Raw genomic sequence first — 13914 nt, forward strand, 5'->3', positions numbered from 1 at the left:
AACACACTCAATCTCAATGCAACATTCGATTGCATCTTATGTAAAGAAATTTTAGGGAAGTAAACTATGTACAATGTGAAGCTTAAGCCGCTTGCAGTCGCAATTGTCAGCGCATTCAGTATTTCAGCTATCGCCCTCCCGGCAGCAGCACAAGATTCATCGGATAAGAATGTAGAAGATGTAGAGCAGATCTCAGTAACAGGCTCGCGCATTAAACGCACAGACATGGAAACAGCCAGTCCAGTGAGTATTATCACTGCTGATGATATCTCTTTAGGGAGTTACACCTCTGTTGAGCAAGTACTGCAACAAAGCACCGCTTCAAATGGTATCGCAACAGGCGCAGCGAGTAACAATGGTGGCGTGGGTGCTGCACGTGTGAACCTTCGCGGTTTGGGCTCTCAGCGCACTTTGATCCTCGTGAATGGCCGTCGTATGGTCAACTCTGGTGTGGGTGCTGATTCTTCAGTCGACCTGAACACCATTCCAATTGCCGCGATTGAGCGTATCGAAGTACTTAAAGACGGCGCATCTGCTGTATACGGCTCTGATGCAATTGCCGGTGTAGTGAACATTATCACTAAATCAGACTTTGAAGGTTTAGAACTTTCAGCAGGTTACTCTGGCTCACAAGAAGGCGACGGTAATACGGGCGAAGTTAGCTTAATTACCGGTGGCAGCTCCGACAAAGGTAACTTTGTAATGGGCATGAGCTACGTTGATAGGGGTCAAACTAAACAAGGCGACCGCGACTTTTCAAAATGTCCAGATAATGCCTTTGGCGAAGACGGTACGTGTCAGTCAGGTAGCTCGTTTATTCCAGGCGGCACAGTAAATACAGGTGATGGTTGGAAAGAGCTGACGCCAGGCGGCGATCCGCAAAATCCAGCGGACTGGGTCGACCAGTCGAACTACTATAATTACTCTGAACGCTCTTACTTGTATACGCCGCAGAAACGTGTAAGCGTTTTTGCCAATGGCCAATATGAAGTTGCACCCGACACAACCATGTTCGTTGAAACCATGTACACCAAACGTACATCGAACCAACAAATGGCACCAGAACCTATCAACGGCCTTATCATCTCAGGCGACAATGCATACAACCCATTCGGTGAAGACATAGAATACCGCCGTCGTATGACCGAAGCAGGCGACCGTGCTTACGATCAAACTGTTGATACCATTCGATTAGTAGCCGGCATTGAAGGTTACCTCGACATTGGTTCGGGCTACGATTGGGATTTCTCGTATATTTACGGCCGAAATGATTCAACCGACCGCTCCGACAACTACATCAACGTTAAAAAAGTGGGCGATACCCTCGACAATGAACGTTGTGCCGCCGATCCAAATATTCCATGTGGTGACTGGTTCGTACCAAATGGCGAGTTGTCTCAAGATCTCGTTGATTACGTCACTTACACCGACCAAGCCTCGGGTGGCAACGAGATGAATGTTGTGAACTTCAACATTTCAGGTGATGCATGGGAAATGCCAGCAGGCGCAGTGGGATTTGCATCGGGTGTGGAATATCGCCGTGAGAAAGGTTGGTATCAGCCTGATGCGGTCACGGTTGCCGGAGACGGTTCAGCCTCAGCACAAGATCCAACATCGGGTAGTTACGACACCACTCAAGTTTATGCAGAATTTGCAGTGCCGCTTCTAAGCGACATGGCCTATGCCGAAGAGCTAACCGCTGAATTTGCAGCACGTTGGTTTGACTACAGCACCTTTGGTTCTGATATGACTTGGAAACTGGGCCTAACATGGCGTCTCAATTCTGAATTGATGGTGCGTGGTGTGGCTTCAACCGCATTCCGAGCGCCAACAGTGGATGAGTTGTACGGCGGAAGCGTCGGTTCATTCGACTATTTAGCCGACCCTTGTTCAGAATACGGCAACTTAGATCCGTCAACTGCAACCTACAAAAACTGTCATGCGCAAATTGGGGATACAGGTTACAAGTACGAAAACTCACAGATTGAGAACACTTGGTTAACCTCTGATGAGCTAGGACCAGAAGAAGCCGATACCTACACCTTAGGTGTAGTGTACAGCCCTGAATTTTTGGATGGTTTCTCAGCGACAGTTGATTACTACCAAATGGAGCTCACGAACGCGATTAGCCGAATTGACACACAAGCGTACCTCAACAACTGCTACGCAGGCGTCGAATCAGCATGTGAAGTATTGAACCTTGAGCGTTCTGAATTCTCAGGTGAAATCTCGTACATGGAATCGCCTCTGACAAATATCGGTAATATCGAAACGTCTGGCGTAGATATGAACTTCGCGTACGGCTTTGAGTGGATGAATCTTGATTGGAGTGCCAATGTCGATTCAAGCTACCTCATCGAGTACATCGAAGATGACATTGACTACACGGGAAAAATTAGCGGCCTGAACGGCGGCTGGGCTGAGTGGAAAACCAATACTAGCCTTACAGTGGGTCAAGATGCTTGGGAAGCTTCGTGGCGCTACCGTTACATTGGTGGCATGACCGACGACTACTACGAAGAAGCCTATGGTTTGAGAACTGAAGTAGGATCTGTGTCGTACCACGATGTATCAGCTCGCTACTACATCAATGACACATGGTCAGTGTCTGGCGGTGTGGATAATGTGTTTGATAAAACGCCACCATACTTGTACTCATACAGCGACGCGAACACAGTTCCTGAAGTGTATGACGTGATGGGCCGTTACTTCCACGCTAAGGTCACTGCTCGCTTCTAAAGCAAGAGCATTACATCACTTAAAAGGCGACCGAATGGTCGCCTTTTTTATGTCAGCTCGAAACCGAGATGCGCCCATGCAGAAGGCTAGATCCGCCCTGCCTGATAGAGAGTTTGCACGTCTAGCACCCCAATCATGGCATCATAATCAAGGCCAGCGTCAAGTAAGTAATGAGTTAGCAATGACTTACAGGCGACAATTAGCTCGTTGGCGTTCCATGTCTTTTCAAAATAGCGATCGACACCTGCACCATTGATTGCGTCGATCGTGTCTTGATGACTTGCCAACCCTGTCAGTAAGATCTTACGTGTGTGTCGGTATCGCGCATCATTTGCGATTTCAGAGAGCATCACAACACCGCTTTTACCCGGCATTACATGATCTGAAATAACCAAGGCAATGTGCTCGCCTTGTTCGTCTAACTCTTCCATTAACGATAGGCACTCATCAGCCGATTCGCATTCTTCAATGGTGAACCATTCTGACAACGGTTGAAGATCTCGAACCACTGCGCTGAGCACTTCGCGTTGGTCATCAACACATATAATGTTAATTTTTTCCATAACCTTCTCTCACTGGTAAGGTGACAGAAAAAGTAGTTTTCCCTGGCACACTATTCACAACAATTCGACCGCCATAGCTTTCTACAAGCCGCATTACTATTGACAATCCCAACCCTAAACCAAACGACAAACCGTCTTTTTTAGTGGTGAAGTTCGGCTGAAAAATTTTGTCTTGCAGTTCTTTAGGAATACCTGGGCCATTGTCGGTGATCAAAATATCGACATGATATGGCCGAGCCTCAGTGGTTACGGCTACCATGGGAGCCTCCGTATGGGCTTGCTCCATGGCATCGCATGCATTTTTAATGATGTTGACCCAGATTTGAATTAACTCGGTCATATTGCCAAAAATGCTTGGCAACTCGGTGGCTTCATATTCCAACTGAACCGAACGTAAATTACTTTTGAGCAACGACAATGCTTGGTCTAATGATTCAGTAACAGAGACATCATCTGAACGTTCAAAATTTCCGCCTCCCAATATTTTCACCGACTTTACAATGCCAGACGCATGCTTGGCCGCCACTTGCATATCGTGAAAATCAACACCCAGTTGCCAAAAACGCGCCACTTCATCTAGGTTTTTAATGACGTTCTTCTCAAGCACGCTGGCATCTTCCATCGATGAGGCCATTTTCGCCAGCAGCTTGGCTGACTCTCGGCTGATGTTAAGCTTGCGCTCAAACTCACGCGTGCGTTGACGAATTTCGGAGCTATTGAGACGTTGGCCGTCTTGAACACCGCTATTGAAAAATGCAGCTTTTTTACGCTCGTGCTCCGCTAAGTACGCTTTAAAAAAATCACTAATATATTCTGACTTTCGCGCCAACACGCCAATTGAGTTATTCAGTTCATGCGCCAGCCCAGCCGAGAGCTGACCCAGCGTCGACATTTTCTCCGCTTGAGTTAAGCGGCGTTGAGTTCTTTGTTGCTCTATTGCCGCATGGGACGATCGTAGCTGGCGTGTGACCAGCGCATTCACAATCACAGGATTAAATTGTTCAATTAAAGAGCCGTATTGATATTCATCTTCGGCGGGTGTTGTCAGCTCAATGTATGCAAGCTGGCATTCGCATTCCGCAACAACTTTTGAGTAGCTACTATGACTGCGTCCAAAAAAGCTCTGCAACCCAATAAACATATCTGGCCCGGAGCGGAAAATTTCAATTTGCTCCCCCTCGATGGTTTGATATCCAACAATGGTGCCTTTCTTAATTAGGTAAAGCTTGTCGTTGTATTCACCTTGTTCTAATAAGGTCTTACCACTTTTGAGCGTAAAATGGCGGTCAATACGGCCAAAGTAAACTTCTTTGATACGCTGATATGCAGGATTATTTGCTAACTCGGATTCGTACATATGAACCTTATTCTCCACGTGTAAGGCGCAATTCCAGTGGTTGTGCAGAGTCTGTTCTACAGTCCAATGTAATCCAGAATGTTGCAACAACCCTGTATTGGATCAATGGATTGAATGACGATGTAAAAGAAATGATGCGAATTGGCGATGGATCACGAAAAAAGGGCCACTTAGTCGCGCCCCTCATTCATCTTCTTTGGGTGATTTATGGTACCTGACCACCCCGTGCAACCGTGAACAAGTCATACCAATGCTCTCGACTTAATTGGATCGAGCTAGCTTGAGCACAGGCCCGGATGCGATCTAAATGCACGGTACCAATCACCGGCTGAACCAGTGCGGGATGACGCATAATAAACGCCAACACGATGGCTTCACGACTCACTTGGTATTCCGCCGCATAATGCGCGACCCTTTCCGCCGTTGCATGAATGTGTTGGGGTTGTTGATCAAGCCCGCGTCCAGAAAATAACCCTTGCGAAAGGCTGCCCCAAGACTGCAATTGAATTTCTCGATTCCGACAATACTCAAGCGTTCCCGGAGCAAAGTTCACATTGGCACCTTCAGGATTGGCGACAAATACTCCTTCATTTAGCCACCCCAATTGACTCAGGCTCATTTCCAGTTGATTCACTACCAGCGGATCTTGCAAGTGAGATTGCAGAAATTTAATTTGGCCCACGTGCATATTGGACACACCAAAGTGCCTAACCTTGCCATTGTCTGTGAGGGTTGTAATGGCCTCTACAACATCCTCCTGCTCCATCAAAGGATCGGGTCGATGAATGAGCAATGTGTCCAGGTACTCAATATCAAGGCGCTGTAAAATGCCATCCACGCTCTGCAAAATCCAATCTTTAGATTGGTCGTAACGATGAGGCCCCGCTTCATCTGCAAACCGAATACCACATTTTGACTGAATAAAAAATTGTTCTCTGAGCTCTGGCCGTTGCTTGAAGACTTCACCGATCACAGCTTCAGATTTTCCGCTGCGATAAATGTCAGCATGGTCGAGATGATTAATCCCTAAATCCAGTAATGTATCAATCACTTGATGAGCCTGAGAGATGTCATCAACAGAATAATCTGTACCCTCCCAATGTGGGCCACCTAACCCCATACACCCGTATGACAGGCGGCTAACGCCGGGTAAATACTTTGCCAGTGCGATTGTCTTCATTGAGCCCTCTCTCAACTGGAACATCTAATCCTTACAGATACAAAAACGGGTGACCGAGGCCACCCGTTTAGTATACACACGCAAACAATTATCCGTTGGATACCTGATGCATATGAACGTCTTGCTGAGGGAATGGAATCGACACGCCTTTGGCGTCGAATGCTTTCTTCACAGCTTCAATGGTATCGAAGTGAACGCCCCAGTAGTCAGCGGCATCAACCCAAACACGCACAGTTAGGTTCACTGAAGAATCGGCAAGTTCACCCACCATAATGAAAGGTTCAGGATCTTTTTTCACACGAGCATCAGCTTGCACAATCTCGTTGATGATGCCACGAGCTTGGTCGATGTCATCACCGTATCCAATACCGAAGCTGAAATCGACACGGCGCGTTTGTTCAATAGAGAAATTGATCAACGAACCTGTTGATAAAGGAGAGTTCGGAATAATAATCGTTTTATTGTCTGGTGTTTTGAGGATTGTAATAAAGATTTGAATCTCACTTACCGTTCCCATGTAGCCTTGTGCTTCAATGAAATCACCCACACGAAAAGGCTTAAACAATAAGATGATCACGCCACCGGCAAAATTCTGCAATGTGCCAGACAACGCCATACCAACAGCTAAGCCAGCAGCACCAAGTACGGCAATAAACGCCGTCATTTCAATACCCACCATAGTGGCCACAGAAATAATTAATGCAACTTTAAGTAATGCCGAAACCATACTGCCCAAGAAGCCACGAAGAGATGCTTCAACATCTTTCTTCTCTAAAGCAATGTCGAACAGTTTGGTGACACGCTTAATCACCCACATACCAATCCAAAGAAAAACGATCGCAAGCAGTACTTTGGGCAAATACGCCATTGTTAAGTTCACGGCTTGATCCATGTATTGTTCTAGTTCCATATTGGAATCCTTTTTGTTATTTGTTGTGGTTTCAGTGTTGAGCACTGATTATTTTAATCAATCGACACTCGTTTGTTGAGCCGCGCTTCGCAAAGTTGCGATGCCCAATATGCACCGAACAGTCGAAATTACGATGGTAAAGCCTCTCCAAAAGCTTAGATCCTGCTCATAACACTAACTCTGTATTATTACACAGTGACTTCAACAAGTTATCAACCTTTCTTTGACTGTTAATTCATAAATAGCGATTTAAGGCTAAAATTAAACATCATTGACAAGGTATTAACTATGCATCTATTCAGGGCGTTAAGTTGGTTTTGGGTTGTATGTCATTTATGCCTGCCTGTTGTGTCCCAAGCCTCACCACAGCTTTTACATTCAATTGGCGCTGAGCGCTTGAGCCAACAATCACCAGACATTTGGCGACACTCAGAACTCCAACAAGAGATTCGCCAACTGGTGACTGAATCGTCGCTTGCTTTCGGCACGCCAGCACACATTCAAATTTTAGATAATATATTCAACTACCCAACGGCCCCCGAAGTCTATGCTGACGCGGCTCTGTACCTGTCAGCAATACAGCGTCACTTTCGACATGCGAACTATACCGAACAAATGAAGCTGACGCTGTCTGTTCACGATGCACGCGCCAACGCTCTCGAGTTATCGATGTGGAATGACGCCATGGAGTCTAACTCCGCCATTCAAATTGCGCACAAGCTGCGCCCACCACACCCTTGGTACGCCAGCTACCGCCAAGCGATTGTTCAACTATTGAGTCAATCGGCCGCCCCATGGCCTCACATCGAGGAAGGACCTTTATTCGACCTAAACTCACAAGACAACAGAACACAGCAAGTGCATCTCATACTTGAACGCTGGAAACTTAAAGGAACCTCAGGACTTCAACAATTTCAACAAATACACGGCCTGAAGGTGGACGGTATAATAGGCCAAAACACTCGATATTGGTTGAATATGTCGCCCGTTGCACGTGCTATTATACTTGCCCGAAACAGCCAACGTTTACATGCCGCGCCCAACACTAACTTTCAAAATACGGTATGGGTGAATGTGCCTTCATTTGAGCTCAACTATTGGCGCTACGGGGAACATCAAATAGCCAGCCGGGTTATTGTTGGTAAGAAATCTCGCAAAACGCCAATGTTGATTTCCCATATTGATCAACTCATCGCAAATCCTGCATGGAATGTTCCTTATCGAATCATGCGCTATGATATTCTTCCCAAAGCGCAAAACGACCCCTCTTACCTGGCCGAGCGTGGATTCCGCGTGATTAATAGTGACCGCAGTTACCGAGCAGAAACTGTGCCGCTAGAATCATTTGATTGGCCAAATGTCACAATTCTAAACTTCCCATTCCTGCTCCAACAAGCACCAGGTAAGAACAATGCATTGGGCAGTATCAAATTTAACTTCCCTAATCGCTACCGCGTTTATCTGCACGATACGAATCAACCTGAGCTGTTTGAAAATCATCATAGAGCGTTAAGCTCCGGCTGCATTCGAGTGGAAAAAGCCCAACAATTGGCTGAACTTTTGATGAGCCCCTCACAAAATATAAAATGGACTCAATGGCGAGAATCAATGCAAACAAGTGATTTGAGACCCGAACAAAATGCGATAATTCAAATTACCTATCTTACTGCATGGCCTGAAAAAAACGGGGAATTCAGCTATCGAAATGACATTTATCAATACGATGCAAGTTCGCTGAAAATGGCTTCAAACTGGCCTAAAGCCCTAGTTATGAATGACAACAATGGGTTGACTAATTTTTCACCAACCCGTATTTTCTCCAATCGATAGTGTCAGAATCCGGATGATAACCGGAGCCAGACTGATTCAGTAGTACAGCCAGGATCATGCGCAATTATGAGTTTTACTAATCTTTCGCGCCGCCGATTTATGCTCGGAGCAGGTGGTGCGGTTCTCTCGGGAGCATTTATGTTTCCCGCAGCAGCTTTGGCTGCTCAGACAAGGAAGACGAATAATCAACGCTCATTAGCGATGTCAAACATTCATACGGGCGAGTCTCTAAAACTCACCTACTTTGAGGACGGTGAATATATTGCCGATAGCCTAAATCGCTATAACCATTTATTACGAGATTTCAGAGCCAATGAGTCGATCTCAATGGACTATAACGTGCTAGACCAAGTATTTCTGCTCAGCCAGTTGGTGGGCCATAAAGGCACTGTAAATATTATCTCTGGATACCGTTCGCCCAAAACCAATGAACAGCTTCGTAAAAATGGCAAAGGTGTTGCTAAGAAGAGTTATCACATGAAAGGCCAAGCAATTGATGTGGCGTTTCCGGGCAGCTCTCTAGCCTCAGCACGTAAGGCAGCAATTGCCATGGGAGCCGGAGGTGTAGGCTACTACCCCAAAAGTGGTTTCTTACATTTAGATACAGGCCCTACAAGAAACTGGGGTTAACCTTCAAATTTCACCCTTAAAAAATCCGGCCACTGAGCCGGATTTTTTATCTTTAACAGACCACATTACAGCTTGCGCCAAGTCGTCGTCAGCAGGTCCAGTTGATCTTTGTAAGCATCCATCCACGAGGTCGTGATCTCAATGCAATTGCTGGTCACTAAGCCACGATAGAGCGTCACGAGAAAACGACTGGCTGAGTCTAAATCAACTGCGTCGCTTAGCCCCCCTCTTTGCTTTTCAATCATCAATGCATTGAAAAACGCTTTTTGCAGTTGTTCATGAGCATCAGCGGTCAGGCGAGAAACTTTGTCATCGCTGAAGCCCAACTCAATAGAGGAGTTGCAGATGAAACAGCCCAAACGCTGGGGTTGAGTTGCATAAAAGTCTAGACAGCCTTCAAAAAAACCTTGAATTGAGTCCAAACCACCGGTTTCGGACAACCCTTTAATTGCAGGCTCGAAAACAGTAGAAATATAAAGCTGAAGCGCATCTCTATACAGCTGCAATTTGTCGCCAAATGCATTATAGATACTAAAACGCTTTAGCTTGAGTTCTCGTTCTAGATCTTCCAAAGAAGTGGCATTAAAGCCCTTTCTCCAGAACAAGTTCATGGCATCAGCAAGTTTCTCTTCTGGATCGAATGACTTTGTTCTAGCCAAGGACGCCACCACCCCTAAAAAAATGTTAAATATATGTAAACAACATTAACAGCCGCGCCCGCTATATACAAACGCGACTGATTATTCTTTACATTTTCTTACATTTTTGGCCAGTCAAAAATACTCGATAAACAGGGCCTTCATCTACTTTTTGATAAAAGTGATGAATACAGCCCTATGCATTAACTGCGAGCGAGCATATCGCCTTCACCAATCCATTTGTAGGTTGTCAGTTCGGACAACCCCATCGGCCCACGAGCATGCAGTTTCTGGGTAGATACGGCAACTTCAGCACCCAAACCAAATTGAGCACCATCCGTAAAGCGAGTGCTCGCATTGACATAAACCGCAGCCGAATTGACTGAGTTTACAAAACGGTTTGCAGCACTCAATGTGGACGTTAAGATGCCATCGGAATGTTGCGTACTGTGCTGTCGGATATGACTGACCGCTTCATCGAGATCGGCCACCACTTTCACTGACAACACCAAAGACAACCATTCCTGATCAAAATCTTCCGCTTGCGCGGCTTGAGAGTCAATGGAATGATTGGCCAAAATTACCTGAGATGCAGGATCTAAACGTAAAGAGACAGCTGACTTTGCCAACTCATCAGCTAACTGGGGTAAGAATTCTGCCGCGACTGCTTCATGCACCAGTACCGTATCGAGCGAGTTACACACGCTCGGACGCTGAACCTTAGCGTTTTCGACAATTTTTACAGAGCCAGATAAATCCGCAGACTCGTCCACAAACAAGTGACAAATACCGATGCCACCAGTAATCACAGGAATGGTGGCTTGCTCAATACATAATTTGTGTAAGCCTTTGCCGCCACGCGGAATAATCATGTCAACGTAAGCATCTAGTTTAAGCAACTGCGCAACCAAAGCCCGGTCAGGATCATTGATTGACTGAACCGCAGCGGCATCAACGCCGTGCTGTTTCAATACCGACTGAATAATTTGCGTAACGGCCGCATTTGACTGAGTCGTTTCTTTACCGCCACGTAAAATACACGCATTCCCGGTTTTAAGACTTAACGCAGCAACATCAATGGTTACATTGGGGCGGGCTTCATAGATAACTCCCAAAACCCCCACAGGAACACGGCGTTTACGCAAGCGTAATCCATTTTCTAAAATTTTAGCGTCGAACTCTTCGCCCACGGGATCTTCAAGCCGGGCGACCATACGGACATCTGACGCAATGGCCGACAGGCGTTCTTCAGTTAACAACAGGCGATCGATTAATGCTTCGGTTAGGCCATTGGCTTTGCCCTGTTCAATGTCTTTTGCATTCGCAGCCAAAATTGCGGGACTGTTTTTCTCAAGCTCATCAGCTAACGTGTTCAGAAGAGCATTCTTCTGAGGCGCAGTGAGTTCGGCAAGTTGATAGCTCGCATGGCGGGCAGACAAGCCCATGGCATTTAAATCAGTCATTTTTCTCTCGCAATTGGTGTTTAAACTAAGATGAGGTCATTTCGGTGAATCACAACATCGCCGTATTCATAACCCAACACAGATTCAATTGAATTTGAGTGTTTTTGTTTAATTTTTTTCAAATCATTCATGCTGTAGCGGCTGATCCCGCGCGCGATGATGACGCCATTTTGATTGATAATACGAACCGTGTCACCACGAACGAAATTGCCGGCAACATCCACAACGCCTTTGGGCAATAAACTACTGCCTGTTTGTTGTAGAGCTTTCACAGCGCCATCATCAACCACCACGTCTCCGCCGGCACTGGAGCCGGCTAAAATCCAACGTTTACGGTTATTGGAAGGCTCATCCAATGCAGGAAAATGCGTTCCAATCCGCATACCGCCAGCCAATTTTAGAACATTCTCGGCGCTTGCTCCTGCAGCAATGACGACATCAATGCCTGAGCGACGTGCAACATCAGCCGCTTGCAACTTGGTGGCCATGCCCCCAGTTCCCAAGTTCGTGCCGCTATCACCAGCAAGTTCTCGGAGCGAATCGTCAATTCTTTTCACTTCGCATATTAATTCAGCGTCGGGGTTGCTTCGGGGGTCGGCAGTAAACAGACCGCTTTGGTCAGTCAATAGCATCAATAAATCTGCTTCCGCTAGCACCGATACTAAAGCCGATAAATTGTCATTGTCACCCACTTTAATTTCTTGCGTCGCAACCGCATCGTTCTCGTTTACAATGGGCACAACTCTGTGCTCTAACATAGCATCTAGCGTATCTCTGGCGTTTAGGAAACGCTCTCGATCATCCACATCTTCACGGGTCAACAAAATTTGTCCCACGTGAATACCGTATGCATGAAACAGTTGATCCCAAAGCTGTATTAGTTGGCTCTGCCCTACGGCGGCCAACAGCTGTTTGGAACTCATGGTACTTGGAAGCTCAGGATAATCTAAACATTCCCGTCCAGCGGCGATCGCCCCAGAAGTACAAACGATAATATCAATTCCACTTTGATGTAATTCAGCCATACAACGAACAAGTTCAGCCATGTGAGCCTTGTCGAGTGATTGACTACCGCCCGTTAAAACACTAGTCCCTAGCTTTACGACTACGCGGCGATAAGGTGATTGTTCCATAACTTCCAATTGATTTGCAGAATAAGAGAGAGAAGGTTTTGATAAGCCCAACAGGGTATGCGATAGAGCGGATTCAGGCAAGAATTAAGTCACCCAACATGCATAATTATTCAGATTTAGCGAATTTTAGTCAGGATCGATATCGCAACACAAAACACGGGCACCTTGGCCACAACGATAATAAATAGACAATGTTTGGCAAACGTTACCGTCGCTTACCGATAGGTACGGTTTGGAAATGTGAATACGATCTTTATTTTCTACAGCCACTCTAAAATATGGGCGTCGTCCCCAGTTACAGCTTTTGGTTTCACTTAACGGCGATATATGCGAAGTACAGCGCGACGCATTTTCTTGAAATAACTGGCGACCGTGCTCGTCAAGTACGAAACAACGGCGAACACGACTCAAACGCAATAATGAACGACAGGATTCTCGTAGTGCTCGATTTGCTTTAAGGCCTTGTAATGTTTGATTAATATGATGATTAAACATATCAAATAAACGACGCCTACGTTCACAATCTCGATTCCATTGGCGGTGGGACTGATTTGATAAATTTGCCAATTGCAAAGCAAGGTGCTCACTGTCGGGCAGTTCAGTGCGCGGAAAACCAAACAGGTACCCCTGAGCCATGTCTGCGCCCGAATCCCAAATCATTAACGATTGTTCAACGGTTTCAATCCCTTCAGCCAATACCAAAGCGCCCGATTGATGAATAAGTTCAACCAATCTTGGTAGCATCTGCCCTATACAGGCATCGTTATTGGCTCTTAGTACCATATTGCGGTCTAGTTTGACGATATCTGGCTGCAAAGACCAAATACGCTCAAAATTGGAATGGCCTGCACCAAAATCGTCGATTGCTATCTGGCACCCCAAAGCGCGGTACCGTGCAACAGCTTCCACTAAGCCATTGGGTTCATATGTGGCTTGCTCCGTCACTTCAACAATGACACGTTCAGGAGCAACACCTGCCCATTGTAGCGCTGCAGCCAAATCTTCAGCGTCTTCTTCAATTGACAGTAGTTGAGGTGACAGGTTGATAAACAACCACCCTTCAAACCCCTCACACTCTTTGAAGCTGGCAATATGAAGCAGTCGAGACAAGCGCTCAAGTAACCGAAGTTCACCTTCCATCACTTCATCTGGCTTAAATAGCTCTGATGGCATGATCGTAGAGCCATTAGAATCTTCACCACGGACTAGGGCTTCAACGCCAACAAAATGTTGATGTGAATAACTCACGATGGGTTGGAGTAAAGAATAAAGAGAGATGCCGTTGTAGCTGGCGAACCAGCGGCCGTCATATTTTTTAAAGCGGGTGGCCAGCATTTCAACATTTCTGCGCGCCAAAGCGCCCACCTCATCTGGTGAACCACTTACACGCGAACTAGCATTGTTGATAATGTCTAACTTGACACTGTTTGATGAATCCATGACCCCAACTCTTATTCTTGCGGGCTAGCAG

At 46.1% G+C, this 13914-nt stretch carries 11 protein-coding genes; 3 read left to right on the forward strand and 8 right to left on the reverse strand.

Features of this window, described 5'->3' with window-relative positions; genetic code table 11:
- The first annotated feature begins 66 nt into the window (after positions 1–66).
- A complete protein-coding gene (locus NAF29_RS11260; protein ID WP_251261665.1) occupies positions 67–2739 on the forward strand; it encodes a TonB-dependent receptor plug domain-containing protein in 2673 nt (890 codons plus the stop codon).
- A gap of 86 nt (positions 2740–2825) precedes the next feature.
- On the opposite strand, the gene NAF29_RS11265 is transcribed toward NAF29_RS11260, so the two are convergent.
- From NAF29_RS11265 to NAF29_RS11280, 4 genes are all read right to left on the reverse strand, one after another.
- Positions 2826–3302, reverse strand: a complete 477-nt coding sequence (locus tag NAF29_RS11265; RefSeq protein WP_251261666.1) for a response regulator — start codon at positions 3300–3302, stop codon at positions 2826–2828.
- On the reverse strand, positions 3289–4659 hold the full coding sequence (locus NAF29_RS11270) for an ATP-binding protein (protein ID WP_251261667.1): 1371 nt from the start codon (positions 4657–4659) through the stop codon (positions 3289–3291). The genes NAF29_RS11265 and NAF29_RS11270 overlap by 14 nt, the downstream gene beginning before the upstream one ends.
- 205 nt (positions 4660–4864) lie before the next feature.
- Positions 4865–5839, reverse strand: a complete 975-nt coding sequence (locus NAF29_RS11275) for an aldo/keto reductase (protein ID WP_251261668.1) — start codon at positions 5837–5839, stop codon at positions 4865–4867.
- 88 nt (positions 5840–5927) lie between these two features.
- A complete protein-coding gene (locus NAF29_RS11280; RefSeq protein ID WP_251261669.1) occupies positions 5928–6749 on the reverse strand; it encodes a mechanosensitive ion channel family protein in 822 nt (273 codons plus the stop codon).
- Between the two features lie 396 nt (positions 6750–7145).
- Here NAF29_RS11280 and NAF29_RS11285 point away from each other — a divergent pair, with 396 nt between their 5' ends.
- Together NAF29_RS11285 and mepK are read left to right on the forward strand one after the other, a co-directional pair.
- The gene (locus NAF29_RS11285; protein WP_251261670.1) at positions 7146–8579 is read left to right on the forward strand and encodes a L,D-transpeptidase family protein; all 1434 of its coding nucleotides are present in this window, start codon (positions 7146–7148) and stop codon (positions 8577–8579) included.
- A gap of 66 nt (positions 8580–8645) precedes the next feature.
- On the forward strand, positions 8646–9209 hold the full coding sequence (gene mepK, locus NAF29_RS11290) for a peptidoglycan L,D-endopeptidase MepK (protein WP_251261671.1): 564 nt from the start codon (positions 8646–8648) through the stop codon (positions 9207–9209).
- 65 nt (positions 9210–9274) lie between these two features.
- Here the strand turns inward: mepK and NAF29_RS11295 are convergent, their stop codons facing one another.
- From NAF29_RS11295 to NAF29_RS11310, 4 genes are all read right to left on the reverse strand, one after another.
- Positions 9275–9868 carry a TetR/AcrR family transcriptional regulator gene (locus NAF29_RS11295; protein WP_251261672.1) on the reverse strand — a complete coding sequence of 198 codons (594 nt, stop codon included), beginning with the start codon at positions 9866–9868 and terminating at the stop codon, positions 9275–9277.
- A 182-nt stretch (positions 9869–10050) separates the two neighbouring features.
- A complete protein-coding gene (locus NAF29_RS11300) occupies positions 10051–11310 on the reverse strand; it encodes a glutamate-5-semialdehyde dehydrogenase (RefSeq protein WP_251261673.1) in 1260 nt (419 codons plus the stop codon).
- A 20-nt stretch (positions 11311–11330) separates the two neighbouring features.
- Positions 11331–12443, reverse strand: a complete 1113-nt coding sequence (gene proB, locus NAF29_RS11305; RefSeq protein WP_251261674.1) for a glutamate 5-kinase — start codon at positions 12441–12443, stop codon at positions 11331–11333.
- A 126-nt stretch (positions 12444–12569) separates the two neighbouring features.
- On the reverse strand, positions 12570–13883 hold the full coding sequence (locus NAF29_RS11310) for a sensor domain-containing phosphodiesterase (RefSeq protein ID WP_251261675.1): 1314 nt from the start codon (positions 13881–13883) through the stop codon (positions 12570–12572).
- Positions 13884–13914 lie beyond the last annotated feature (31 nt).

It is taken from the genome of Echinimonas agarilytica (genome assembly GCF_023703465.1).
In the GTDB taxonomy this organism is placed as follows: domain Bacteria; phylum Pseudomonadota; class Gammaproteobacteria; order Enterobacterales; family Neiellaceae; genus Echinimonas; species Echinimonas agarilytica.

Bases quoted from the DNA above. Each gene is read 5' to 3' on its own strand.
- NAF29_RS11280 (WP_251261669.1), bottom strand. From the start codon at position 6,749: ATGGAACTAGAACAATACATGGATCAAGCCGTGAACTTAACAATGGCG.
- NAF29_RS11270 (WP_251261667.1), bottom strand. From the start codon at position 4,659: ATGTACGAATCCGAGTTAGCAAATAATCCTGCATATCAGCGTATCAAA.
- NAF29_RS11275 (WP_251261668.1), bottom strand. From the start codon at position 5,839: ATGAAGACAATCGCACTGGCAAAGTATTTACCCGGCGTTAGCCGCCTG.
- NAF29_RS11300 (WP_251261673.1), bottom strand. From the start codon at position 11,310: ATGACTGATTTAAATGCCATGGGCTTGTCTGCCCGCCATGCGAGCTAT.
- NAF29_RS11310 (WP_251261675.1), bottom strand. From the start codon at position 13,883: ATGGATTCATCAAACAGTGTCAAGTTAGACATTATCAACAATGCTAGT.
- mepK (WP_251261671.1), top strand. From the start codon at position 8,646: ATGAGTTTTACTAATCTTTCGCGCCGCCGATTTATGCTCGGAGCAGGT.
- proB (WP_251261674.1), bottom strand. From the start codon at position 12,443: ATGGAACAATCACCTTATCGCCGCGTAGTCGTAAAGCTAGGGACTAGT.
- NAF29_RS11260 (WP_251261665.1), top strand. From the start codon at position 67: ATGTACAATGTGAAGCTTAAGCCGCTTGCAGTCGCAATTGTCAGCGCA.
- NAF29_RS11265 (WP_251261666.1), bottom strand. From the start codon at position 3,302: ATGGAAAAAATTAACATTATATGTGTTGATGACCAACGCGAAGTGCTC.